This window comes from Nocardia sp. CA-128927, from assembly GCF_050955855.1.
Taxonomy (GTDB): domain Bacteria; phylum Actinomycetota; class Actinomycetes; order Mycobacteriales; family Mycobacteriaceae; genus Nocardia.
In genome coordinates, this window is record NZ_CP192087.1 from 8,991,222 (window position 1) to 9,013,132 (window position 21,911).

The 21,911-nt window shown below is 69.1% G+C and carries 20 protein-coding genes; 13 read left to right on the plus strand and 7 right to left on the minus strand.

Annotated features, from left to right (window positions below; translation table 11 throughout):
- Nucleotides 1–2: 2 nt before the first annotated feature.
- The gene (locus ACQPW1_RS41815) at nucleotides 3–992 is read left to right on the plus strand and encodes a helix-turn-helix transcriptional regulator (protein ID WP_433658720.1); all 990 of its coding nucleotides are present in this window, start codon (nucleotides 3–5) and stop codon (nucleotides 990–992) included.
- Here the strand turns inward: ACQPW1_RS41815 and ACQPW1_RS41820 are convergent.
- Nucleotides 977–1,903 (minus strand): SMP-30/gluconolactonase/LRE family protein, encoded by a 927-nt coding sequence (locus ACQPW1_RS41820; RefSeq protein ID WP_433658722.1) that lies wholly within the window; start codon nucleotides 1,901–1,903, stop codon nucleotides 977–979. The genes ACQPW1_RS41815 and ACQPW1_RS41820 overlap by 16 nt on opposite strands.
- 169 nt (nucleotides 1,904–2,072) lie before the next feature.
- Between ACQPW1_RS41820 and ACQPW1_RS41825 the strand changes: the two genes are divergently transcribed.
- From ACQPW1_RS41825 to ACQPW1_RS41845, 5 genes are all read left to right on the plus strand, one after another.
- A complete protein-coding gene (locus ACQPW1_RS41825; RefSeq protein ID WP_433658724.1) occupies nucleotides 2,073–2,798 on the plus strand; it encodes an alpha/beta hydrolase in 726 nt (241 codons plus the stop codon).
- Nucleotides 2,799–2,836: 38 nt separating this feature from the next.
- A complete protein-coding gene (locus ACQPW1_RS41830; RefSeq protein ID WP_433658726.1) occupies nucleotides 2,837–3,277 on the plus strand; it encodes a hypothetical protein in 441 nt (146 codons plus the stop codon).
- Nucleotides 3,270–4,598 carry a PPE domain-containing protein gene (locus ACQPW1_RS41835; RefSeq protein ID WP_433658727.1) on the plus strand — a complete coding sequence of 443 codons (1,329 nt, stop codon included), beginning with the start codon at nucleotides 3,270–3,272 and terminating at the stop codon, nucleotides 4,596–4,598. The genes ACQPW1_RS41830 and ACQPW1_RS41835 overlap by 8 nt, the downstream gene beginning before the upstream one ends.
- Nucleotides 4,595–5,359, plus strand: a complete 765-nt coding sequence (locus ACQPW1_RS41840) for an ESX secretion-associated protein EspG (RefSeq protein ID WP_433658729.1) — start codon at nucleotides 4,595–4,597, stop codon at nucleotides 5,357–5,359. Before ACQPW1_RS41835 ends, ACQPW1_RS41840 begins: the two co-directional genes overlap by 4 nt.
- 149 nt (nucleotides 5,360–5,508) lie before the next feature.
- The gene (locus tag ACQPW1_RS41845; protein ID WP_433658731.1) at nucleotides 5,509–5,949 is read left to right on the plus strand and encodes a gamma carbonic anhydrase family protein; all 441 of its coding nucleotides are present in this window, start codon (nucleotides 5,509–5,511) and stop codon (nucleotides 5,947–5,949) included.
- 10 nt (nucleotides 5,950–5,959) lie between these two features.
- On the opposite strand, the gene ACQPW1_RS41850 is transcribed toward ACQPW1_RS41845, so the two are convergent.
- Nucleotides 5,960–6,583 (minus strand): phosphoribosyltransferase, encoded by a 624-nt coding sequence (locus ACQPW1_RS41850; RefSeq protein WP_433658733.1) that lies wholly within the window; start codon nucleotides 6,581–6,583, stop codon nucleotides 5,960–5,962.
- A 108-nt stretch (nucleotides 6,584–6,691) separates the two neighbouring features.
- On the minus strand, nucleotides 6,692–7,540 hold the full coding sequence (locus ACQPW1_RS41855) for a carbon-nitrogen hydrolase family protein (RefSeq protein WP_433658735.1): 849 nt from the start codon (nucleotides 7,538–7,540) through the stop codon (nucleotides 6,692–6,694).
- A gap of 62 nt (nucleotides 7,541–7,602) precedes the next feature.
- Between ACQPW1_RS41855 and ACQPW1_RS41860 the strand changes: the two genes are divergently transcribed.
- Nucleotides 7,603–9,396 carry a DEAD/DEAH box helicase gene (locus tag ACQPW1_RS41860; protein WP_433658737.1) on the plus strand — a complete coding sequence of 598 codons (1,794 nt, stop codon included), beginning with the start codon at nucleotides 7,603–7,605 and terminating at the stop codon, nucleotides 9,394–9,396.
- 258 nt (nucleotides 9,397–9,654) lie between these two features.
- The gene (locus ACQPW1_RS41865) at nucleotides 9,655–13,020 is read left to right on the plus strand and encodes an AAA domain-containing protein (RefSeq protein ID WP_433665486.1); all 3,366 of its coding nucleotides are present in this window, start codon (nucleotides 9,655–9,657) and stop codon (nucleotides 13,018–13,020) included.
- An 11-nt stretch (nucleotides 13,021–13,031) separates the two neighbouring features.
- On the opposite strand, the gene ACQPW1_RS41870 is transcribed toward ACQPW1_RS41865, so the two are convergent.
- Together ACQPW1_RS41870 and ACQPW1_RS41875 are read right to left on the minus strand one after the other, a co-directional pair.
- Entirely contained in the window at nucleotides 13,032–14,210 is a 1,179-nt protein-coding gene (locus ACQPW1_RS41870; RefSeq protein WP_433658739.1) for an amino acid deaminase/aldolase, read from the minus strand.
- 223 nt (nucleotides 14,211–14,433) lie between these two features.
- Nucleotides 14,434–14,913 carry a TetR family transcriptional regulator gene (locus tag ACQPW1_RS41875; RefSeq protein ID WP_433658741.1) on the minus strand — a complete coding sequence of 160 codons (480 nt, stop codon included), beginning with the start codon at nucleotides 14,911–14,913 and terminating at the stop codon, nucleotides 14,434–14,436.
- Nucleotides 14,914–15,329: 416 nt separating this feature from the next.
- Here ACQPW1_RS41875 and ACQPW1_RS41880 point away from each other — a divergent pair, with 416 nt between their 5' ends.
- A complete protein-coding gene (locus ACQPW1_RS41880; protein ID WP_433658743.1) occupies nucleotides 15,330–16,076 on the plus strand; it encodes a tyrosine-protein phosphatase in 747 nt (248 codons plus the stop codon).
- 7 nt (nucleotides 16,077–16,083) lie between these two features.
- Here ACQPW1_RS41880 and ACQPW1_RS41885 read toward each other — a convergent pair whose 3' ends face one another.
- Nucleotides 16,084–17,349: a class I adenylate-forming enzyme family protein gene (locus ACQPW1_RS41885; protein ID WP_433658745.1), complete on the minus strand. Its 1,266-nt coding sequence runs from the start codon at nucleotides 17,347–17,349 to the stop codon at nucleotides 16,084–16,086.
- A gap of 92 nt (nucleotides 17,350–17,441) precedes the next feature.
- Nucleotides 17,442–18,236, minus strand: coding sequence for an enoyl-CoA hydratase/isomerase family protein (locus ACQPW1_RS41890; RefSeq protein ID WP_433658747.1), 795 nt, complete (start codon nucleotides 18,234–18,236; stop codon nucleotides 17,442–17,444).
- A gap of 38 nt (nucleotides 18,237–18,274) precedes the next feature.
- Here ACQPW1_RS41890 and ACQPW1_RS41895 point away from each other — a divergent pair, with 38 nt between their 5' ends.
- From ACQPW1_RS41895 to ACQPW1_RS41910, 4 genes are all read left to right on the plus strand, one after another.
- Entirely contained in the window at nucleotides 18,275–19,297 is a 1,023-nt protein-coding gene (locus ACQPW1_RS41895) for a glutathione S-transferase family protein (RefSeq protein WP_433658749.1), read from the plus strand.
- Nucleotides 19,298–19,393: 96 nt separating this feature from the next.
- Nucleotides 19,394–20,125 (plus strand): hypothetical protein, encoded by a 732-nt coding sequence (locus ACQPW1_RS41900; RefSeq protein ID WP_433665487.1) that lies wholly within the window; start codon nucleotides 19,394–19,396, stop codon nucleotides 20,123–20,125.
- Between the two features lie 5 nt (nucleotides 20,126–20,130).
- A complete protein-coding gene (locus ACQPW1_RS41905) occupies nucleotides 20,131–21,126 on the plus strand; it encodes an ABC transporter ATP-binding protein (RefSeq protein ID WP_433665488.1) in 996 nt (331 codons plus the stop codon).
- Nucleotides 21,123–21,905, plus strand: a complete 783-nt coding sequence (locus ACQPW1_RS41910; RefSeq protein ID WP_433658751.1) for an ABC transporter permease — start codon at nucleotides 21,123–21,125, stop codon at nucleotides 21,903–21,905. The genes ACQPW1_RS41905 and ACQPW1_RS41910 overlap by 4 nt, the downstream gene beginning before the upstream one ends.
- Nucleotides 21,906–21,911: the final 6 nt, after the last annotated feature.

Here is a 21,911-nt window from a genome sequence, read left to right on the forward strand (position 1 = left end):
TCATGAACGACACACCCGCCCGGCTGCTGCGCCTGCTGTCGCTGCTGCAGACCCCGCGCGAATGGCCCGGCAGCGAACTGGCCGAGCGGCTCGGCGTCACCGACCGCACGGTGCGCCGCGATATCGATCGGCTGCGTGAGCTCGGTTATCCGGTCGACGCGACGATGGGTGCGGCGGGTGGCTATCGGCTGGTGGCGGGGTCCGCGTTGCCGCCGTTGCTGGTCGAGGACGACGAGGCGGTCGCGATCGCGGTAGGGCTGCGTGCTGCCGCGGGTTATGCGGTCGCCGGTATCGAGGAGGCGTCGGTGCGGGCGCTCACCAAGCTGGAGCAGGTGTTGCCGACCAAGCTGCGGCGGCGGGTGCGCGTGCTCGGGACCGCGCTGACGCTACCCACCGATACGGGTCCGCTGGTGGATCCGGAGGTGTTGACGGCGCTGGCCGCTGCCGTAACCAACAGGGAGCGTGTGCGTTTCACGTATCGCGACGGCGGCGGCGCGGAATCCCGGCGACATGCCGAACCGGTCGGACTCGTTCCGTCGCGGCACCGCTGGTATCTCGTCGGCTTCGACGTCGATCGCGCGGACTGGCGCATCTATCGAGTCGACCGCATCGAACGGGCGCAGCCGACCGCCGCGCGATTCACCCCGCGTGAACTACCCGCCGACGATCCGGCCGCCTACGTGGACGGACGTAGAACAGACTGGGGCACAACGACTTTCCGGCTCTCCGTCACCATTCACGCGCCCGCGAGACGGGTCGCCGGACGGCTGGGTGACGAACCGGGCGACGTCATCGAAATCAACGAAAACACCTGTCGCCTGGACACTCTCCGCGACGACTCCCCGGAGTGGTTGGCGCACCGACTGATTACCCTCGGCGCCGACTTCGCGGTGCACGAACCGCCGGAGCTCATCCGACAGCTGCGCACGGTGTCCGCCCGCATCGACCGCGCCGTCGGCAGTCCGAACGCGCAAGCTCAGCGCGACAACTGAATTCGCAGCACCGCACCACTCTCGGTACCCGCGATCAGTTGATCGGGCTGCCCGGGGGTGGCGACAACAGAGGTCAACGGCTCACCGCTCAGCACGGCACAGGCAGCACCGGTGGCCGGATCGATGCGGACCAGTTGGCCGAAAACGGTGGTCACGTAGAGAATTCCGGCCGAATCGATGAGCAGATCATCGGTGAAGTCCGGGATACCGGGCAGCGGTGAGGCGACATCCGCGACGACGGACACGTCACCGGGAGCATCGATCGGGATGCGCTGAATCCGGCCGAGCGGGCCGCCGTTAGTGGTGACATAGAGCACCCGGTCGCGCACGACGACGCCGTTCGCACTCCCCTTGGGTGCCTGATCGGTCCACGCGGTGTCGATGGTGCCGTCCGGACGGACCCGGATGACACCGGACAACGACGCACCGAGGTAGAGGTTGCCATCCGCGTCGAAGGCCGCTCCGTTGGGCATGGTGCGCACCCCGGAGACGAAGACCTCGGGCTTCGGGTCCGCCGCCGTCGGATCGAAACGAACCACGCCGCCGGGGCTGAGCAAGCTGGTCGGCGTATCGCCGTAGACGACATAGAGCAAGCCGTCCAGACCGCTGCGCACGGCGCCGGGGAAGTCCACCGGGACGGTCGCGGTCAGCGCACCGGAACGGTCATAGCGCTGCACCACATTGCGGTACACCCGCGAGACCCACAGGTTCCCCGCGACGTCGTAGCCGACGTTCTCCGACCAGTCGAGCATCGGCATTCCGGCGGGAACCGCGGTGGCGGCGAGCGCGGGCGCGCACGAGGCGATCGGCGGCGCGGCGGCAACCGGGTCGGCGGCGGCGACCGGCGCGGTGCACGCCAGAGCGATCAGCGCGGGCCACAGCAGGGCGCCGGGGCGAAGGGGTCTGCTCAACGGGCACCTCGGTCTCGGCAAGCCGATAGGGCAATCGGCTGGGAGTCTAGCCACCTGAACAGAAGAGGTCAGTCCTCACACCGGGCGTGGCCGGGGCGAAGACGCGCCACGCCCGGTCGGATGCGACATGAAGTCCACTGAGCGACAAAATCTTTGGCAAGATCAGGGCATGCCTTTTTTCGACGGAGAGCGCGGCCGCATGCACTATCGGCGATGGCCGATCGAAAACAGCGTTGCGACCGTCCTGCTGCTACCGGGAGTCGGTCAGCACAGCGGCCACTACCACCGGTTCGCCCGGACGCTGAAGGCCGCCGACATCGAGATGTGGGCGCTCGATACCTCGGGACAGGGGCTCAGCGAGGGCGATCACGACAACCCGGGCAGCTTGGCCGAATTGGTCGCGGACGCACTGATGCTGTTCGACATCGTCCGCGCCACGGCACCACAACCGCCGTTGATCCTGATGGGTCATTCGCTGGGCGCGGTCACCGTGCTCGGCATGTTCGGCGCCGCCGAGCCGGAGACCCGCGGGGCAACCTCGGATACCACCGCCCTGGAACGCGCCTACCCGCTGCGGCCTGCCATTCCGGCGGACGTGGTGACCGGCATCGTGCTGTCCGGCGTATCGAAGCGGGCGCTTGGTGGCGGCACTCCCGGCGCGGCGGGAACACCACTGCCGCGCAACCTTCCGATCCTCGCGGTGCACGGTGTCGAGGACCGGCGGGCGCCGATTGATGCGGTAAGGGTATGGACTCAGCGCCACGAATCGGTAGATTTACGCGAGTACGCCGATGCCGGGCATGATCTTCTGCACGAGCCGGTGCACGCGCGGGTCGCTGCCGACATCGCGGACTGGATGCAGGGTGTCGTCGTGGGGTTGGCACGGCGCCCGTGAACTGAGCCTCGCTCAGAGATGAGGAAGGGGGACGTCAGGTGCCGGCTAACGAGAACGCCAATGGGGTCGGGAGCCCTGTTCTGTCGGAATTCACGGCGCCCGGAGTCAGTGCCGCCGGATTACACAGTGCGGTCAACGACGGGGAGCTGTGGATCGATCGCGTGCTCGTGGCGGGCGGCGTGCACGAACGATGCGCGCGCCGCTACGAGCAACTGGCCAATCAGATCGAAGATCAGATTCGGTCGCTCAGCGCCGCCTCCTCGCTGCCCGGATTCGGCGGATTCGCCTCCGGTGACGCGTTGCGCGCCGGCTTCGAGACCAAGGCGCACGGCGCGCTCACCCGATTATGGGAATACGCCGAGGCCGCCAGGGAACTCGCGCTGACCTTCCGCGCCGCCGGCGCGGCCTACCACCGCGCCGACCACGTGCTCGCGGCGGCAGTCGACCGGATCGACGCGGAGGGAGCGGCACATGCGTAAGTTGCCTCAGACGCCCGAGCGGATGCTCAGCAGGCGCAACGACCCGGCGTACGCGCCGACCGTCGAGATCTTCGACAACATGGCCCATCAAGAGATCCACGACAAGGTTCAGCTGCTGAAGCCCGCGGTGCTCACCGGCGGACAGCAGGCCTGGGGCGACGCCGCGGCCGGGCTGGCCGACGCGGTCGCGCAGGCACACATCGAGATTCGGGCGGCCATCGCCGACGGCTGGCGCGGCAGCGCGGCGCAGCGGGCCGCCGACGCCGTGCAAGGGTTCGAGCAGACCGGTCAGGATCTGGCGGACGTGCTCGCGGTCGTCTCACAGCGGCTCGGACAGGCGGGCGACGCGGCGGAGGCGCTGCGAGCCGCGGTATCCGCGCCGACCGGGAAAACGCCCGATCTGGGTGCCGCACTGCTGGATCCGACGCAGGCCACCAGCAATGTCGCCGACCAGAAAACGACCGAGCACACCCGGCAGGACATCGTGCGCGCGATGAACGACATCTACGCCGGTGTGTTCATCCCGACCGGTACCGACGTGCCCGCGTTCCTGGACGAGCAGTTCGGTGACGTGCCGACCACGCCGAGCGGCACCCCGGTCACCAAGGTCGCCGGGCCCAGCGTCGACACAGGAACTCCTGTCGCACAACAGGTTCCGCTGGAGAACTCGTCGACCGCGACACAACTCAGAAGTGAACCCGCGGCCGATACACCGGTAGCGGAGCAGGCCGCGCCCGAAGAGCAGCGCGACGAAACCACACCGGCGACGGCTGCCGCATCGAGCGCAGCTCCCGACGCGAGCGCCGGAAGTCCCGCGACACCCGCGACACCCCGAGTCACGGCAGCCGCCACAGACACCCCGCTGTCTTTGGCACCGGCCGCGACCAAGCTGCACACCGCACCCGCCTCGACCGCCCGCTCAGCACCGAGCACCACCGCCGCGGCGGCCCAACAGGTCGTCGTGCCGACCACACCGGGCACCGCGGGTGCGGCCGCACCCGACGAGCAGCGCAAGCGCGACGAACGGCGCAGCACCGGCGGGAGCAGCAGCAGCGACGCGGTCACCGGGCTCGGCGCGGGTGCGATGGGCGGCCTGATGGGTGGCGCGATGGCCGTGGGCGACACACGGCGCCAAGGTTCCAGCGTCGCGGCGAACGCGGCCAACACCCGCGTCCCGCGCTTCGAGGACGAGGATGAGGACGACTTCCACTTCGACGACCTCCCGACCTACCTCGAACCGGCCGACGACAACGGCGAGCTGATCGGCGCCATCGATCCGACCACGCCGCCGGTGCTCGGCGAGTGGACCGAGCTGGAGTGAATTGGACCCTGACGCCGGACCAGTTCGCGCTGGCTTGGGCGCGCACCGACGGCGATCGGATCCCCTATCCGCTGGCCGTCCGATTGTCCGCGCGCGACACCGCTGAGCGGGACGCCCAACTACCGGCATTACAGAGTTGGTGCGATCGAGTGCTCGACGCCGACCTGGAGGCCGCACTGCGCGTGCTCGGCGCGCCGGAGCTGCGGCTCGAGGTGTTCGGCGAACGCGACGGCGCGACCGGCTCGGCCGCGATCCGGCCGGTGCGGGTGCTCGGCGCCGCGGCGGGCAATGTCGCGGTGGTCGCCGCGCAGCGACCCGGCGCGACCGCGGACCGCGGCGGTGACATCCGGCTGTTCGTCGGCAGTGTGAAAAGCCTGACCGCACGGGTCGTTTCGATGCTGCCGGAGCAGACACCGGGCACCACGCCACGGCTGACCGCACCGTTGACCAAGGTCGGCGAGGACAGCCGCGACCTGGTTACCGTGCCGGTCGCCGGGCCGACGGTGCCCTCCCGCATCCGCAGACTGCTGCGGCAACCGCGGGACGGCATCGGCCAGATCGTCGTGTCCACCCGCCGCGAGGGCGAGCTGCGGCCGTTCGGGGTGCTCTGCTGGATCGACGTGCTCGACGACGGTCGTTACTCGGTGCGCACCGGCGCCGATGTCGACATCATTCCGGTGACCGCGCACGGTTTCATCGCGCAGCTGCGCCCGATGGTCACCGCCGCCGAACGGGCCGGCGCCTACGCCGACCGCTGGTGAAGTTCGCCTACAGGACAACTGATTTCGCAAGAACATGGGTAACTCGCCGGGTACGCCCAGACCTCAACCGCCCACCCGACCGCAGGCCCGGAACGATACTGTCGAGGCACCTACGACCGGCAAAAGGCGCGGAGAGGCGGGGGAGCGACGTGCGGGTCGAGGCGGGCGCCTCGATCTGGTACGGCGCGGTGCTGCGCGCGGACCTGGCGCCGATCATCATTCGCGAACGCGCCAACATCCAGGACAACGCGGTGCTGCACGTGCCGCCGGACGTGCCGATGGAGATCGGACCCGGCGCGACCATCGCACACAGTGTGGTGTTCCACGGTGCGTCCGTCGGCGCGGAAGCCATTGTCGGCAACGGGACTACGGTGCTCGACCTGGCGAAGATCGGCGCGGGCTCGATTATCGCCGCGCACTCGCTCGTCCAGCCGGGCACCGAAATCCCCGACGGCGTCCTCGCCGCGGGCTCCCCCGCCGTCGTGAAACGCCCCATCGAAGGCACCCAGGCCCAGATGTGGATCCAGCTCAACCCCGGCTTCTATGCCGAACTCGCCCAACGCCATCGCAAGGGCATCACCGAGGTCTGAACCGACGCGGTCAGGCGAGGAGGGTGGTGACTTCCTCGTCTTCGAGTTGGTGGAAGTCCTCGTAGACGGTGCCGACGCCGCCCAGGGTCTGCGGGATCAGCGGGCAGACGACCTGATCGGCCTCCGCGGCGACTCTGCGTAATGCCTCGGCCGAGGAAACCGGGATCGCGACCACGATCTGGACCGGCTGGTGCAGGCGGGCGACGCGACAGGCGACCACGACCGTCGCGCCGGTCGCCATGCCGTCGTCGACGATCACCACCGTGCGTCCGTCCATCGGGATCGGTTTCGCGTCGCCACGCCAGACCGCCCGGCGCCGACCGAGCTCCACGCGCTCGAGGCCTTCGATATCGGCGAACTCCTGCGGGGTTATCTTGATGTGCGACAACACATCCGAGTTGAGCACCCGGACGCCGTCCTCGCCGATGGCACCCATCGCCAGCTCCGGCTGCCACGGCACCCCGAGCTTGCGGACCAGCAGGATGTCGAGATCACCGCCGATGATCTCGCGCACCGCAGCGGCCACCGGAACCCCGCCGCGCGGCAGGCCGAGCAGCAGCGGATGCGTCGCGCGCAGGTCCTCCAAATGCGTGGCGAGCGCGCGACCGGCCGACGTCCGATCGGTGTAGATCATCCAGCAAAACGCTACGCCCACCCGTCGCCCGACCACTACCGCTTCGCGATACTGCGCTCACCGGTCGCCCGACCATCACCCCTCACCGGACCACTTCGCGATACTGCGTTAGATGCGCTCCGTGATCGCGAATCGCCGCAATGCGAGGCTCGGATTGGTGGTACGAACCTCGGCCAAGTGGGCGAGGTCGACTCCGGCGGTCAGCACACCCGCTTCGTCACCGAGTTCGGCGAGCACCGCACCGGTCGGATCGACGATCATCGACGCGCCCGCACCCCGCGGCGCGGCCTGATCGGCGGCGGCCACGTAGACAGTGTTCTCTATAGCCCGAGCGCGCAGCAGCGTTGTCCACTGATCGACCTTGGCCGGACCGGGAATCCACTGGGCGGGCAACACCAGCACCTGCGCCCCCGCAGCGGCCACCCGGCGGATGCCCTCCGGGAAACGCAGATCGAAACAGGTCTGCAAGCCGAATGTCACGTCCGCCACATCGAAAGTGGCCGGCGGCTCGATCGGGCCCGCCTCGACCAGCTCCGATTCGAGGAAGCCGAAGGCGTCGTAGAGGTGCACCTTCCGATACACCGTGACGAGCGCGCCATCGGGTCCGAGGACGACGAGCGTGTTGTAAATCCGGTCGACGCCCGGCGCGACCTGTTCGACCATTCCGGCCACCAGATGCACGCCGAATTCGTGCGCAATCTCACCGAGGCCGGTGACGAACGGCCCGGTCAGGGCCTCGGCGACGGCAATGATGCGCTCATCGAGCCGGGTGACGGCAAACATCGAGTATTCCGGCGCGACCACTACTCGCGCGCCCCGATCGCGTGCGGTGCGCACGTGCTCGCGGAGCGCGGAAAGGTTGGCCGCGGGATCGGTGCCGGGGGCGAACTGGACGACCGCCACGTCCAGCTGGTTCGGTGCTGGGGTCTGATTCGTTTCGGAGCTATCCAGTTGCATACGTCTCACCGTATTGGGGCGGTGGCCGAGCAGGCCAGCACGAGGCAGTAAACTCCTGGTCAATGAGTACCAATCAGGTCGACAGCGTTCCTGGCGACAACGACAGGGACAACGACGGCCCGACCTTCGCCGATCTCGGGATCGATGACCGCATCCTCGCGGCCATCGCCGATGTGGGCTATGAGTCGCCGTCGCCGATCCAGGCTGCGACGATTCCGCCACTGCTCAGCGGCGCCGATGTGGTCGGCCTCGCACAGACCGGCACCGGCAAGACCGCGGCGTTCGCGATCCCGATCTTGATGGGTCTCGAAACCTCCGGCAAACTCCCGCAGGCCCTGGTGCTCGCGCCGACCCGCGAGCTCGCGATCCAGGTGGCCGAGGCGTTCGGCCGCTATGCCACGCACATCCCCGGGTTGCATGTGCTGCCGATCTACGGCGGCCAGGCCTACGGTGTGCAGCTGTCCGGCCTGCGCCGCGGCGCGCACGTGGTGGTCGGCACGCCCGGCCGGGTGATCGATCACCTGGAGAAGGGCACGCTCGACCTGTCGCAGCTGAAGTACCTGGTGCTCGACGAGGCCGACGAGATGCTGAAGATGGGCTTCCAGGAGGACGTCGAGCGCATCCTCAAGGACACGCCGTCGACCAAGCAGGTCGCGCTGTTCTCCGCGACCATGCCCGCGGCCATCCGCAAGATCTCCAAGCAATACCTGAACAATCCGGTCGAGATCACGGTCAAGTCGAAGACCTCCACCGCGACGAACATCACCCAGCGCTGGGTGCAGGTCTCGCATCAGCGCAAGCTGGACGCGTTGACCAGGGTGCTCGAGGTCGAGTCGTTCGAGGCGATGATCATCTTCGTGCGCACCAAGCAGGCCACTGAGGAGCTGGCCGAGAAGCTGCGCGCCAGGGGCTTTTCCGCGGCCGCCATCAACGGCGACATCGCGCAGAACCAGCGTGAGCGCACCATCGGGCAGCTCAAGTCCGGTGCGCTGGACATCCTGGTCGCCACCGACGTCGCCGCGCGTGGCCTGGACGTGGACCGCATCTCGCACGTGGTCAACTACGACATCCCGCACGACACCGAGTCCTACGTGCACCGCATCGGCCGCACCGGCCGGGCCGGGCGCAGCGGTGAGGCCCTGCTGTTCGTCGCGCCGCGCGAGCGTCACCTGCTCAAGTCGATCGAGCGGGCCACCCGGCATCCGCTGGAAGAGATGCAGCTGCCCAGCGTCGACGACGTCAACGCGCAGCGCGTCGCCAAGTTCGGCGACAACATCACCGAGAGCCTGACCTCGTCGAACCTGGCGCTGTTCCGCAGGCTCATCGAGGATTACGAACGCGAGCACGACATTCCGCTGGTCGACATCGCGGCGGCGCTGGCCGTGCTGTCCCGCGACGGCGAAAACTTCTTGATGAAGCCCGAACCGCCGGAGCCGGTGCGTGAGCGCCGCGAACGCCCGGAGCGCGCGCCGCGCAGGTTCGAAGGTGACGATGATCGGTCCGGTTTCGGCTCGCACCAACGGGCCACCGGCGAGGAGCTCGCCACCTACCGGATCAGCGTCGGCAAGCGGCACCGCGTGGTGCCCGGCGCGATCGTCGGCGCCATCGCCAACGAGGGCGGCCTGCGCCGCAGCGACTTCGGGCACATCAGCATCCGGCCCGACCACAGCCTGGTGGAACTGCCGGCGAACCTGCCCGCCGAGACATTGGAAGCGTTGCGGCGTACCAGGATCAGCGGCGTGCTCATCCAGCTGACCCCCGATCAGGGTCCGCCGGGACAGCGCTCGTTCACCCGCGGCCCGCGCCGTGAGGGCGGGAATGCGAAGCGGCCGGAGCGGCGCCAGCCACGCTCCTGAGCCGGGCAGGCTACTCCGAGATCAAGCGCGCTAGCTACAGTGTTGCCGTCCGTACGTAATTAGTGCCGACGGCAGCGGGTGTCCCGCGAAAACTCGAGACGTGATGAGCGACAATGGCGCAGCCTGCTCATCGATGCCGACCGGGTGCGGGTGTCCCGCAGCGACCCGAGGCGTCGATGGGCGACAATTGCGCAGCCCGTTCATCGTCGCCGACCGGGTGCGGGTGTCCCGCAAGACACAGGAGGGCCGCGTTTGTTCGTGTTCGGTGATCGTGTCGTCTGCTCCGCCGTCGACCTCGTGCGCGCGGCGCGCTGTGAATTCGCGCTGCTTCGCGCCCTCGACACCGAACTCGGCACTGTCGCGGCCGATCCGGAGACCACCGCCGAATGGGCGCCCGAGCCGCACACCTGGTTCGACGACTCGCGGGATCGCAGGCTCAGCGACTTCCGCGACCGGTTCGGCAGCTCGATGGTGGAGATCCAACGCCCGCAGCACAAGTCGGACAGTCCCAAGACGCTCATCGCCGCGCTGACGGCCGCGCACGCGGAGACCGTCGCGGCATTGCGCGCCGGGGTGCACGTGATCCACGGCGCCACCTTCTTCGACGGCGCCTTCGACTGCTCCTGCGATTTCCTGGTGCGTGCGGGTCATCGGGTGCGCTACACCGTGCACGGCACCGCACACAGCAAAGCCGACCGGGTCGGTACCGCAGTGGAACTCGCGGCCTGCGCCGACTCGGTGGACAACAGTGGATCGTTGACCGGCCCGCTGATCCGGCTACATCTCGGCGAGGACAACACCGCGTACGCGTTGAACGATCTGATCCCGGTGTACCGGGCCCGCAGGCGCAGAGTCGAACACATCCTGGACGAGAAGCTGAGTGAGTTGCTACCCGTGCAGTGGGGTGATCCGCGCTATCTCGCATGCGGGCGCTGCGGGACCTGCACGACGGCCTCGGCGGCCGCGCGGGATCTGCTGCTGGTCGCTGGCATGCCGACCACGACCCGAGCCCGGCTGCGCGAGGCGGGCGTGAGCACCATAGATCGGCTGGCCAGCACCGAGAGCACCGTCCGTGGCGTGCCGCCGCGCACCTTCGCCACACTGCGCCGCCAAGCCGAAATCCAGCTGCGCCGGGAGGATTCCGGGCTACCGACACACACGCTGATCGACCCGATCGCACTCGGCGCACTGCCGCCGCCCTCCCCTGGCGACCTCTCGCTCACCGTCGAAGGCGGCGGGCGGGCACCGCTGGCCGTGGACGTCGACGGGCCGGGCACCGTGCACCTGACCTTCCGTGGACCGTTCGGCACCGAGGGTGAGCCGGGCAGCGAGGCGGCCGGGCAGCGGCGCGCGCTGGAGGAGGTGCTCGACTATCTCGTGCAGCGCCGCCGGATGTATCCGGACATGCACGTCTACCACTACACCTCCGCGGTGCGCAGCGCGCTGCTGCACTGCACCGGCAGCACCGGTGTCGGTGAGGAGATCGTGGACGAGCTGCTGTGCGACGGCGTGCTCGTCGATCTGTATCCGATCGTGCGCAACGCGCTGATCGTCGGCGAACGCTCCTACCGGTTGAGCAGGCTGGCACGGCTGCTGCCCGGCGCGGCGCATTCGCCCGCCGCCGAACGGGATTGCCTGACCGTGCTGCGCCTGCGGGACTGGCTGCTGGACCGGGCCGCCGAGCAGCGCATCGACCCGCAGGCGATCACCCTGGAACGGGCCGGATCCTGGTGTCAGGTGACCGGTCCCGACGAGCTGGAGCCCATCCCGCCCTCGCGGCCGTCCTCGTTCGAGGCGGCACTCGCCGAATACGCTGCGGCGCAGGACGAACCGCGGCACACCGCCGCCATGATGGCCGCGGCGCTCGGCTATCACCGGCGCGAACGGCAGCCGCTGTGGTGGGCGCACGTCGACCGGCTCAGTCATCCGGTCGACGAATGGGCCGACGCCCCAGGGGTTCTGGTCGCCGAGTGGGGCACCGTCGACACCAAGTGGCATCGCAGTCCGGACCGCCCGACCATGCGCCGCTATCTCACGCTGACCGGGCGGATCGGTTCGAGCTGGAGTGCGGGCGGGCCGGGACCGGCCACCGTGCTGACACCGGGCGCCACCGTCTACACCATCTACGATCGGCCGGCGGCCGCGGGCATGGTCACCGCGATCGGGCGGCGCGCCACCGCCGTCGCCACCGTGCTCGGCTGTTCGGTGGACGCCGAATTCGACGACGCGGTCCGGCTGGAGGAGCTGCTGCCGGACGGCTGCGAGCCCTACGACGAGCTACCGACCGCGATCGCACCCGGCCTACCCGCCTGGGACTGGAACGCCGAGACCGCGGTCGAATTCGCCGCCCAGCAGCTGCTTGTCGCGCTCCCGGAGATTCCGGAGGGCGCCGTGTTCGACCTGCTCGCCCGCCGCCCGCCCCGGCTGCGCACCGGTGCCGCGCTGCCCGAGGTGCACGGCGATCACGCCGCCGCGATCACCGCCGCGATGCGCGAACTGGACCACTCCTACCTCGCCGTGCAGGGTCCCTCCGGCACCGGCAAGACCTCCACTGCCGCCCGCGTCCTGGAACGCCTTGTCACCCGGCACAAGTGGCGGATCGGCATTGTCGGGCAGACGCATTCGACGGTGGAGAACCTCTTGGACGCGGTCGTGCGGGTCGGTGTGCTGCCGGAGCTCGTCGCGAAGAAGGACGTCGAGTCGGTCGGGCCGGAGTGGGTGGTCATCGACGCCTCCCGCTACTCGCGCTTCCTGGACAACGCCATCAGCGGTTGTGTACTCGGCGGCACCCCAACGGATTTCGCGAACGAAGAGATGGTGCCGCGCGAAGGGCTGGATCTGCTGGTGATCGCGGATGCGGGACGGTTCCCGCTGGCCGACGCCGTCGCGGTCGGGGTCAGCGCGCGAAACCTGTTGCTGCTCGGCGATCCGGTGCCACCGGCCACGCACAGCGCGCACCCGGAGCCGGTCGGCGAATCGGTGCTCGGCTGGCTCGCCGAGGGACGGCACACCCTGCCCGGCGAACGCGGCTACTTCCTGGACCGCACCTGGCGGATGCATCCCCGGGTGTGTGATCCGATCTCCCGGCTGTACTACGACGGACGCCTGCGTTCCAACGAAACCGTCACGCTCGCACGGGAACTCGACGGCGAGCCGCCCGGCGTGAGCACCGTCTTCGTGCCCCATCACGGCAATGCCACCGAATCCGCGGCCGAGGCGCGCGAGGTGGTCCGCCGGGTGCGTGCGCTGCTCGCGATGAACTGGACCATCGGCGCGCTGACCCGGCGGCTACATCCGCACGACATCTTCGTGGTCGCGCCGTACGCGGCGCAGGTCGGGCTGATTCGAACGCTGTTGGCCCGGGCCAGGATCGAGGATGTGCTCGTCGGTACGCCGGACCGCTTCCGCGGCCGGGAGGCGGCGGTAGTCCTGCTCTCGATGACCACGTCGAGCCCGGCCGACGCCCCCTACGGGATGCCGTTCCTGTTGTCGCGGGCGCTGATGCACGCCGCGCTGTGCCGCGCGATGTGGAAAGCGATCATCATCCGCTCACCGCTGCTCAGTGAGTACCTGCCCGCGTCGCCGGACGAGATGCCCGACCTGGCCGGGTTCCTGCGACTCTGACGAAACTTCGCTCAGCCGAAGCAGTTTCCCTCGCCACGGTAGGTGGGGACCGTTGTCCGGGTGCCGTCCGAGTCGACCAGATGCACCTTGTCGAAGCGCTCGCACAGTTCGCCCGCCTTGGCATGCCGGAACCACACTCGATCGCCGATGCGCAGTTCCGCCGCGCCGGTCAGCGGGGTCTGCACCTCGCCGGTGCCCTCGGTGCCGATCAGTCGTAACCCGGTGGGCCACACCGGCTTCGGCACCCGAGAGGGTCCGGTCGGGCCGGAGGCGATGTAACCGCCCGCGAAAACCGTTGCGATGGAAGGGGTCGGGCGGCGCAGCACCGACGTCGCGAAGAACAGGGCGGGCCGCGGCGTGAAGGAACGGTAGTGGTCGAACAGTGTCGGCACGTACAGGCCGGACCCCGCGGTCACCTCGGTGACGTCCGGGTCGGTGATGCTGACCTCGATCGAGCCGCTGCCGCCGCTGTTGACGATCTCCAGCTTGCCGGTCACCGAACGCACCGCGTCCAGCACGCGCTTGCGCCGCTTGGTGATTTCGGCCGCGGAGGCCCGCTTCATCAGGCGCAGCGCGACATTGCTGTCCGGCATGCCCGCGATCTGCGCCTCGTAGGTCATCACGCCGACCACCTCGAACTTGCGGCGCAGCGCCGCACTAGCGAGAGCGGCGGCTTGTTCCGGAGTGCGCACCGGCGAGCGGCGCACGCCCAGGTGGATCGGGCCGATCCGGAGGGAGGCGTCGACATCCAGGCAGACCCGTGGGCGCACCAGGTCGGTGCCGATGGCGGCACGGATGAGTTCGAGCTGGGCGACATCGTCGATCATCAGCGTGATGGAACGGAGCAGCGTCTCGTCGCCGGCGAGTTCGGCCAGCGCGGCGCGGTCGACGGTCGGGTAGCCGAGCAGGATGTCGCGGGCGCCGCGGCGGGCCAGCCAGATGGCCTCGGCCAGGGAGTAGGACATGACGCCCGCGAAGCCGCCAGCGGCGGTGAGATCGCCGCCGAGCACTTCTTCGAGGATGGCGCGACAGCGCACGGATTTGCTGGCGACCCGCACCGGGACACCGTTCGCGCGGCGCACCAGATCGGCGGCGTTCGCGCGCAGTGTGGTCAGGTCGAGGGCGGCGAGGGGCGGGTCGAGTTCGGCGGTGGCCGCGTGCAGCCCCGCGATCGGAGAGGTCTCGGTCACGACTCCGCCTCGCTGGCGCTCGGCTCCGTCGTGCCCGATGGCGCACTGTGTCTTTGGTTCACTCGCTGGCGCTCGCTCACGACACCACCTCGCCAGTAGTAGTTGTGTCGTCGGTTCGCTCGCTGCGCTCGCTCACGAGACCAACTCAACCATCAAACTGGTCAAACGTCCAGTATTTGCGGGGTTACCCATTTCGCGAGGTCACCGCGCGTCCAGTGGGCCGCTAGATCTCGGCGGCCCTGGTCGCCAGGCTGCTCACCAGATCGTCGAGCACCACCAGCATTGTTTCGTCATTGCAGTCGGCAAGCCAGCGCAACACGGTGCCTTGCAGCACCGAGACCGCGTAGGCCGCGATGGCCTCCACCGGTTCCAGCCACTGTGCGCCCGAACGATCGGCACAGAGCTGCAGGAAGGCGGCGACCTCGGTATCCATCTCCCGGTAGGCGGCACTGGCCGTCGGGTCGGCGATGCAGTCGGTCTGCGCTGCCCAACGCTGACGCAATGTCTGCACCGTCGCCTCGTAGGCCTGGACCTGCCTGCTTGGAGAGGCCTTCACCAGCGGCCAGTACGCGCTCACGCCGGCGTGCAGTAGCACCCGTAGCGCGCGCACCCCTCCGTGGTCTAGTGACGCGGCCGCCTTTTCGACGGCCTCGCAGATGGTCGGCCGCAGCCGAACCACTGCGGTGTCTCCTCGTACGCTCAACGACGACTCCCTCGGCGAAAAGATCTCGCGCACCCTCGTCGGCGCGACTCGTCGAACATGGCGGGCAATTCGCTGGAAACCCCAGGCTGCCCGGTCCAACGTTCATCAATGGTAGAGGGTTTCCGGGGTTCGAGAACAGGTTCAGTGGGTAATTCCAGACTGAAAGAATGTTTTGTTACCCAAACGGAATAGTGGGGGTACCACTCTGCCCTGCCCGGAATTCCCTCCGTCGAGGTCACTCTCAGCCCTGCCCGGCTGACAAGCAGACCGTTGTCCACTCTACGGGCGGGCTCGAACGCGCCCCGAATCCTGTGGCGGATCACACAGATGAACCGCGCAAATCGGTCACCTACCGGTGTGCGGTTCGATCCGTGAACGTCACCCGCGCGACGCCGACGGCCGGATAGCCTTGGTCGGTGACTCTCTCGCCGCCAGCCGACCAGTACTTCATCTCCGGCACCTTCAACTTCCGCGACCTCGGCGGACTGCGCACCGTCGACGGCGCGAAGATCCGCCCCGGCGTGCTGCTGCGCTCGGCGCAGCTGACCGGACTCGACGAGACGGGCCTGGCCGCACTGCGCGAACTGCGCGTCAGCGACGTGCACGACCTGCGCGGCGAGCGCGAGATCGAGCACATCGGCCACGATCGGGTGCCCGAGGGTGTCCGGGTGAACGTCACGCCGTTCGACGCGCGGATGGCCGAGGCGCCGCCGCACCACACCGACGCGCAGGGCGCGTTCACGCACATGCTCGAGGTCTACCGGATGTTCCCCGCACTGCCCGAGGCGCACGAGGCGATCACCGCCCTCGCACAGTCGATCGCGCGCGGCGAGGGCGCGGTGCTGGTGCACTGCGCGGCGGGCAAGGACCGCACCGGCTGGGCCATCGCCACGCTGCTGCGCGCGGTCGGCGTGACCGAGGCCGACGTGCGGACCGACTACCTGGAGAGCAACGGCGCCGTCCCGGCCCTGCGCGCCATGATGACGACGAAACTGCTGGGTGGCGAAGAACTTTCGATCGACCTGCTCGGCGTGCGCGAGGAATACCTCAGCACCGCTACCGCATCGATGCACGAGTTGCACGGTGACGTGGACACCTATCTGACGGCCGCCGGGATCACCCCGGACCTGCGTGCTCGCCTGCGCGAGCGGATGCTGGAGTAACGCAGGATCATTCGGCCGGATCCGGACCGCGGCGCACCAGGCCGTCGGCATCGATGGTGACCTGATCGCCGGTGTGGAACCAGGTTCCGGTGAAGCGGGCCGCGGTGGTGGTCGGGTCGTTCCAGTAACGCGGGCACACGTTCGGGCCGCGGCACAGCAGTTCGCCGTGGCCCGCCTCGGCCTGCGGACCCCACAGCGCTAATTCCGTTCCGCCGAACGGGAATCCGAGCACGGCGTCGGCATCGTCGGCCGACTCCGCGTCGTCGACGGCGAGGCCGATGCCGCTGGTTTCGGTGGCACCCCAGATCGACCATTGCCGCGCACCCGGGAAGACCTCACGCAGTTCGGTGGCCAGGTCAGCGGGAGTCGCTTGCGCGGCGGCCCGTTCGCCGCGGTGCCCGGCCTTGCTGATCCGGGCGATACCCTCGGTGCGCACGCCGTCGTCGCGCATCGCGGCGAGCTCGGGCAGCAGGCCCGCGAAGATCCGTGGCGTCGCCGACACCATGTCGATCCGTTCGGCCACAATGGCTTCCGCGAGGCCGCGGCTGTCCCGGGCCAGGACAACGGTGCCGCCGACCGCGAAGGTCGGTAACAGTTGGTCGACGCAACCGCTGGCGTGGGCGAGCGGCAGCAACACCAGGTTGCGCAAGCCGTCGGTCGGCAGATCCAGCGCGGAAACCACCGAACGTATTGCCGACAGCAGGTTTTCGTTGGTCAGCTCCACCCCCTTCGGCGCGGCGGTGGTGCTGAGCGGGGTGCCGCTGGTGTAACTGAGCAGAGCCAGATCACCCAGTGCCGCACCGTCATCGATGAACGCCGCACCGTCGGGCAGTTCAGCACCGCGGGCGATCTCCCGGCCGAGCACGAAATCCGCACTGCTGTCGGCGATCACCCGCTCGGCCACCGCGTCCGGCAGGCCGTCGTGCACGAGCACCGGCACCGCGCCGCTGAGCAGCGCGCCGAGGAACGCCTGCACCCAGCGGACACCCGCGGGCATGTGCACGGCCACCCGATCGCCGTAACCGATGCCGTGTTCCTGCAGCCCGCCCGCGATCCGGGAGGCCGAGTGCCACAGCTCCCGGTAGGTCAGCCGTGGGCCGCCGATCTCGACCACGGCCTCGCGCGTGGAGAACGCGTGCACCTGCAAGTCGAGTAGCTCGGTGAGCGCCGGGGTGAGGTTGCCGTAGCGCAGCACCCCGTCGGCCCCGCGGGCCAGCGGGTTGTCACGGGCATAGGGGCGAGTCAGGGGGTATTCGACGAGCAACTGCGACATCCGTCCTCCGCGCGCCTCGAGTCAGCAGGCACTGCGACTATATGACGCGAGTCACACTTTAGCGGGGAGAGGCGGTGAACGTGTCCTACCCGTCACCGCCCGGTGTAGGTGGCCTTCCCCGGTCCGTCTGCGAGGAAGCTGCGTACCGCGCCCTTGAGGTCTGCGGTGTCGAACAGCGCGCCGGACACCTCGGGGGTCACCGAATCCGCGTGTGCGACACCGCCGGAGCGCCAGGCCTCGATGATCTTCTTGGTCGCGGCGTGCGCGACCGTCGGGCCGTTGGCCAGGCGATGCGTCAATTCCCTTGCGGCAGTTTCGACGTCGTCGTGTACGGCGTTCACCACACCCCACTCCGCCATGGTCGCCGCGTCGTACAGGTCGCCGGTCATCACGAACTCGCGCGCCCGGCCCGAGCCCGCGCGTTCGGCCAGCCGCTGTGGGCCGCCCATCGACGGCGTCAGGCCGACCACGGTCTCCACCAGACCGAACTTCGCCTTCGGCGCGGCCAGAATGATGTCGCAGGCCAGCGCGATCTCGAAGGCCGCGGTCAGCGTGAGCCCGTGTGCGGCAAAGACAACCGGGCACGGCAGTGCCTCGACCGGGTGGATGATCTGCGCGAACAGGGTCCGCCACAGTTCGGCGCCCTGCTCGATCGACAGCCCGTCGAATACGTGCACGTCGACGCCGCCGGACACCACCTTGCCCTCGGCGCGCAGCAGCAGCGCGCGCGGCGGATTCGCGGACAGCTCGGCGAGGTCTTCGATCAGGGCGTCGAGCATTGCCCGGTCGAAGAGGTTCAGCGGCGGATGGGCGAGCGTCAGGGTCGCCACCTCCGCGCCGCCGTCGGTGATTTCTCGTTCCAGGCGGGTGGCCTTCGAATCCGTCATTCGGTCAGACTAGGTCCTCGGTCTGGAAGACTGTCCAGGTGACCAAGTCGGCGGAAAGTGGCTCGTACGTCGAGCCCGGTGAGTTCAAGCGGGACACCAACTACATCACCACGCGGATCACGGCCGATGGCCGCGACGGTTACCCCGTCGAGCCGGGTCGCTACCGGTTGATCGCGGCGCGGGCCTGCCCGTGGGCGAATCGCACGCTGATCGTGCGCAGGCTGCTCGGCCTGGAGAGCGTGCTCTCGCTGGGCCTGTGCGGACCGACGCACGACAAGCTCAGCTGGACCTTCGATCTCGATCCCGGCGGCGTCGACCCGGTGCTCGGCATCCCCCGATTGCGTGACGCGTATCTGGCGCGGTTCCCGGACTATCCGCGCGGCATCACCGTCCCCGCGGTCGTCGAGGTGCCGACCGGTCAGGTGGTGACGAACGACTACGCGCAGATCACGCTCGATTTCTCTACCGAGTGGACCGAATTCCACCGGCCGGGCGCGCCGCAGTTGTATCCCGGAGCGCTGCGCGAAGAGATCGACGAGGTGAATCTCGCGGTGTTCCGCGACGTCAACAACGGCGTCTACCGCTGCGGTTTCGCCGGCTCGCAGGAAGCCTACGAGACCGCCTATGATCGGCTCTTCAACCGACTCGATTGGCTCTCGGAACGCCTTGCGGCGCAACGTTATCTGGTCGGCGACACGATCACCGAGGCCGATGTGCGGCTGTTCACCACGCTGGCCCGGTTCGACCCGGTGTATCACGGCCACTTCAAGTGCAACCGGTCCAAGCTGAGCGAGATGCCGGTGCTGTGGGCCTACGCGCGTGACCTTTACCAGACACCCGGCTTCGGCGACACCACCGACTTCGCGCAGATCAAGGAGCACTACTACGTGGTGCACCGCGACATCAATCCGACCGGGATCGTGCCGAAGGGCCCGGACCTGGCGAACTGGCTGACCCCGCACGGCCGGGAATCGTTGGGCGGCCGCCCCTTCGGCGACGGCACGCCCCCGCCTCCGCCGCCGCTGGCCGAGCGGGTGCCCGCGCTGCATCAACCGGACTGATGGAACCACTCGGACTGGGTACATCGTTGTCATGACGAGCTGATGGTGGACGTGCCATTACAGTTCAACCAGCAGACCGAAGAGGAGGGTGCCGCCATGTTCAAAGGCGCGTTCGAGAAGACGGTGGTCCAGCTACTCGATACGGGGTCTCGCCTGCAGGCACCCGCGGTCGCCAAGTACGTCGACCGGATCCGGCGCTCCCACCCGTCGGAAAGTCCCGCACAGATCATCGAGCGCCTGGAGGGTCAGTACCTGCTCGCGGTGACCGGTAGCGGCGGTGCCGTCGGCGCGACGGCGGCGGTGCCCGGCGTCGGCACGGTTGCGGCGATCGCCGCGGTCAGCGCGGAGACCACCTTCTTCATGGAGGCCTCGGCCGTGTTCACCCTCGCGGTGGCCGCGGTGCACGGCATCTCGCCGGAGGACCGGGAACAGCGCCGGGCGCTGGTGCTCGCCGTCGTGCTCGGCGAGGGCGGCATGGACATCGTGCAGAAGACCGTCGGCACCTCGGCGAAGAACTGGGGCACGGTGTTCGCCAATCGCATCCCCGGGCTCTCCTCGATGAACGACTCACTGCTCAAGCGGTTCATCGTCCGCTTCATCACCCGCCGCGCGGCCCTGATGGCAGGCAAGATCGTGCCTGCAGGCATCGGTGCGGTGATCGGTGGCGTCGGCAACCGGGCGATGGGCAAGACCACGATCAAGAACGCGCGCCAGGCCTTCGGGCCCGCACCGGTGGTCTGGCCCGCCGACCGGCATCTCATCGTCGACGCCGATCCGCTCACCGCGATCGACCCGACGAAGCCGCAGACGCCGACCAAGCCATCGTGACCGGGATGCGTCCGCTCGCCTTCTCCGTCCGGGGCCTGACCAAGCGCTACGGTCTGGTTTCCGCCATCGAGAACGTGAGTTTCACCGTCGCGTCCGGCAGCACCGCAGCCCTGGTCGGGCCGCAGGGCGCGGGCAAGACGACCATTGCGCGGACCCTGCTCGGGCTGCTCGAACCGACCTCGGGAACGGCGGCGGTCGGCGGGCCGGGGACGAATCGGACCCGCGATGACACGGACCGTGCCACCAGTTCGGCCCGGGTGGTCGGCGGGGTGCTCGCGCCGCGCGGACTGCATCCCGGCCGGACCGCGCGCGACCATCTGCGGGTGTACGCGGCGGCGGTCGGTGTGCCGGACGCGCATGTCGAGGAAGTGCTCGAACTCGTCGGGCTCGGCGAAGAAGCCGGATCGAAGGGCGGTGCGCTGTCGGCCGGGCAACAGACGCGGCTGGCACTGGCGACCGCCGTGCTCGGCGATCCGCCGCTGCTGATCCTGGACGAGCCGATGAACGGCCTCGAAGCCGCGGAACGTGGTTGGCTGCAAGACTTTCTGCGCAGGCACGCCAAGCGCGGCGGTAGCGCGCTGGTGACCAGCGAGAGCCTCGCCGCGGTGCTGCCCGGCGCGGACAGTGTGATCGTGCTGAACGAGGGTGCGGTGGTGTATCAGGGCAGTCCGGCTCGGTTGCGCCGCGGGCACCCCGATCGGCTCGTCGTCGCGGCGTCCACGCCGATCGCGCTGGCCACCACGTTGGCGGCGCGCGGGTTCACCGACGCGGTGATCCGGCCGGACGGTCGACTCGCGGTGGCCGAGGCGACCGAGGCCGATATCCGGGACGCCGCGACGGCGGCGCAGGTGCGGCTGGACAGCATCATCCCGGACCTGATCCATCCCGATCGAGTGCTCGCCTCGCTGACCAAACCCCAGGCTCCCGTGGTTTCGCCCTACCCCGGTCTGGCCGGGGCAGCTCATCATCCGACGCCGACGCCCTACGGGATTCCACGATGATCACGATTCTGCCGCCGGACCTCGTGCCCTCGGTGAACTCCGAGGTGCGCAAGGTCAGCACGCTGCCGCTCAGCCGGATCCTCGCCGGGGTGCCCCTGGCCGTCGCGCTCCTGGCGAGCGTGGCGAGCGCGATCCTGGCGGGCAAAGCCGATCCCAAGAGCGAACCCGCCACCGGCACCGCGACGATCGGTCTCTACGTCGGCATCGCCGTGGTGGTCGTGGCGGCGGCCGTGTTCGGCGCGATCGGCAGCGGTGCCGAGTACCGGCACCAGACCATGCCGGTGACCGCGCTGTTCACCGCGGACCGTGACCGGCTCGCCGCCGCGAAGCTGTTGGTCACCGGTGGGTTCGCGCTCGCCGTCGCGCTGGCGGCGGAGGTGGTCTCGGTCGTGGCGCTATTCGCTGTCGGCCGAGGCAAATTCGACTTCGACCTAGAACTGGCGGCTGTGCTCGGCGGCGGACTGCTCGCGGCGGTCTGCTGGTCGCTGATCGGCGCGGGGCTCGGGCTGCTGCTGCGTTCGTCATCGACCGCGATCGCTGCGGTGCTGGGCTGGCTCGTCATCGTCGAGCCGCTGCTCTGGCTGATCGCCAACGGTGTCGGCGCCACCGGTTTCGTCACCCTGTTCCCCGGCTCCGCCACCCTCAGCACCATCGCGGTCGGCTCCTATCCCGACAGCGACTTCCTCGCTCCCACGCCCGCCGCGGTCGTGGTCCTGCTCTTGTGGACCATCGGCATCGGCGGTGCGGGCTGGTGGAACCTGCGCCGCCTCGATCTCTGAACCGGG

What these genes read in the sequence shown, in the direction of transcription:
- ACQPW1_RS41815 (WP_433658720.1), top strand. Translation starts at nt 3, where the DNA reads ATGAACGACACACCCGCCCGGCTGCTGCGCCTGCTGTCGCTGCTGCAG.
- ACQPW1_RS41825 (WP_433658724.1), top strand. Translation starts at nt 2,073, where the DNA reads ATGCCTTTTTTCGACGGAGAGCGCGGCCGCATGCACTATCGGCGATGG.
- ACQPW1_RS41835 (WP_433658727.1), top strand. Translation starts at nt 3,270, where the DNA reads ATGCGTAAGTTGCCTCAGACGCCCGAGCGGATGCTCAGCAGGCGCAAC.
- ACQPW1_RS41850 (WP_433658733.1), bottom strand. Translation starts at nt 6,583, where the DNA reads ATGATCTACACCGATCGGACGTCGGCCGGTCGCGCGCTCGCCACGCAT.
- ACQPW1_RS41855 (WP_433658735.1), bottom strand. Translation starts at nt 7,540, where the DNA reads ATGCAACTGGATAGCTCCGAAACGAATCAGACCCCAGCACCGAACCAG.
- ACQPW1_RS41860 (WP_433658737.1), top strand. Translation starts at nt 7,603, where the DNA reads ATGAGTACCAATCAGGTCGACAGCGTTCCTGGCGACAACGACAGGGAC.
- ACQPW1_RS41885 (WP_433658745.1), bottom strand. Translation starts at nt 17,349, where the DNA reads ATGTCGCAGTTGCTCGTCGAATACCCCCTGACTCGCCCCTATGCCCGT.
- ACQPW1_RS41890 (WP_433658747.1), bottom strand. Translation starts at nt 18,236, where the DNA reads ATGACGGATTCGAAGGCCACCCGCCTGGAACGAGAAATCACCGACGGC.
- ACQPW1_RS41900 (WP_433665487.1), top strand. Translation starts at nt 19,394, where the DNA reads ATGTTCAAAGGCGCGTTCGAGAAGACGGTGGTCCAGCTACTCGATACG.
- ACQPW1_RS41905 (WP_433665488.1), top strand. Translation starts at nt 20,131, where the DNA reads ATGCGTCCGCTCGCCTTCTCCGTCCGGGGCCTGACCAAGCGCTACGGT.
- ACQPW1_RS41910 (WP_433658751.1), top strand. Translation starts at nt 21,123, where the DNA reads ATGATCACGATTCTGCCGCCGGACCTCGTGCCCTCGGTGAACTCCGAG.